General features: G+C 72.6%; 1 protein-coding gene. It reads left to right on the top strand.

Annotation, left to right across the window (positions count from 1 at the left end; all coding sequences use genetic code 11):
• Positions 1–2,026: type I polyketide synthase (locus D7V97_RS42675; RefSeq protein WP_120616234.1), on the top strand; the 2,026-nt coding region annotated here is incomplete at both ends.

The following is a 2,026-nucleotide window of genomic DNA, read 5'->3' on the forward strand; positions in this document are numbered from 1 at the left end:
ACCCCGCTCCGACGGACGTCACGCTCCCCCCCGGCCTGCTGGACGGGGCGTTGCAGGCCGTGATCGGCCTCCTGGCGCAGGAGCCGGCAGGAGGTGTTTCAGCGCCGGAGCGGACCTGGCTGCCGTTCTGCCTGGGCGCGGTGCACCTGCACCATCCCCTGCCACCCGAGTGCTTCGTCCATGTCACGCGCAAGGCGCGGCGCAAGGACGTGGAGACGTTCGACCTGCGCCTCATCGACGCGGCGGGGCGAGTGCTCGTGCGGCTGGAGGACTTCGCGATCCGGGAGGTTCCGGGACCGACCCGTGAAGACACCCGCATCCTGGGTGAAGTCTGGGTGCCCGAACCGCTGGAGGGCACCTCCTCCGAGCCGACCGGCCCCCTGCTCGTCTTCGGTGACGACACCCTCCTGCGCGACGCGCTACGGGACAGGACCTCCAGGCCCGTGCTCCTCGTGCGGCCGGGAACGGGCTTCCGCTCGCTCGACGACGGCGTCTACGAAGTCGCCCCCGGGCGCGCCGAGGAATTCGAGCAGTTGCTCCAGGCCCTGCGACGGGAAGGTCGGCTCCCCACGGCGATGATCCATGCCTGGGCCCGGCAACGCCCCTTCGGACCGGACGAGCTGCTGCTGGGCGCGGAGCTGGAAAAGGGCCTCCATACGCTCATGGGTTTCACCCGCGCCTGGCTGCGGGCTCGGCCGGTGCCCCCGCTCCACCTGCTGTGCGTGGGGTCCGGTGACGCCACCTCCGCGCCCCAGCACTCCGCGCTGTCGGGGTTCTGCAAGTCGATCAACCGCGAGCATCGCGCCCTTCGCTACCGCACGGTGGAGCTCCCGGATGAGCCCCCCCTTCCCGCGGCGGCCCTGGCGGCCCTGTTGCTCCAGGAGCTGTCCCGGCCTGACGCTCCGGATGATGCGGTCCGCGTCGGTCGGACCGGCCGTGCACGCCTCCGTCGTCGGCGGCTGTCCCTGCCCGAGACAGACGCCCCCCCCCTGCTGAGGGACCGCGGCGTCTACCTCATCACCGGGGGACGGGGCGGGCTCGGCCAGCTCTTCGCCCAATGGCTGGCCCGGCGCTTCCGGGCGCGGCTGGTGCTGACCGGACGCGCTCCGGAGGACGCGGCCGTGCGCGAACAGCTCCGGGCCCTCACCGCACAGGGCGCGGAGGTGGTGTACCGGCAGGCGGACGCGTCTCGCGGCGACGAGGTGAGGTCGCTCGTGAGCGAGGTCGTGGGCCGCTTCGGCGCCCTCCATGGCGTCATCCACTCGGCCGGGGTGCTGCGCGACGGCATGGTCGCCAGCAAGCGCCCCGAAGACGTCACCGAGGTCCTCCGGCCCAAGGTCCTTGGCACCCTCCACCTGGATGAGGCCACGCAGCACCTGCCGCTCGACTTCTTCGTCCTCTTCTCGTCCCTGGCTGGCGTCATCGGCAACGTGGGCCAGAGCGACTACGCCTTCGCCAACCGCTTCCTCGACCACTTCGCCCGGAGGCGCGCGGCCCACGTGCGCCACGGGCAGCGCCACGGACGCTCGCTCTCCATCGCCTGGCCCCTGTGGCGCGAGGGCGGCATGCGCGTGGACGCGCAGACCGAGGAACACCTGCTGCGCACGCTTGGCATGAGGCCGTTGAGCACGCGCGCGGGGCTCGACTTCTTCGAGCGGGCGCTGCACGCCACCGAGCCGGTGATGGCCATCGTGGAGGGTGACGTCGCGGCCATTGATCGCGCTTTCGACGTGAGTGCGGCTCCCGCCGCCTCCCCGCCCCCGGCGGCGTCAGAAGCCACACCCGCCATCGCGGAGACCGTCCTCTTGCTCATCGCCGAGGTCCTCGGCGTGGACCGGGCGGACGTGGATGCCGATGCGAGCCTGGAGGACCACGGCTTCGATGCCACCACCCTGGCGCTGCTCGGCGCCCGGCTGGGTGAGCATCTGGACCGGACACCCAGCCCGCATCAGCTCGTCGAACACGCCTCCGTGCGCGCCCTCTGCCTGGCCCTGGCCCTGGCGCCCACGCCCCGCCCTCCCGACCC

The sequence above is a fragment of the Corallococcus sp. CA053C genome (genome assembly GCF_003611675.1).
Taxonomy (GTDB): Bacteria; Myxococcota; Myxococcia; order Myxococcales; family Myxococcaceae; genus Corallococcus.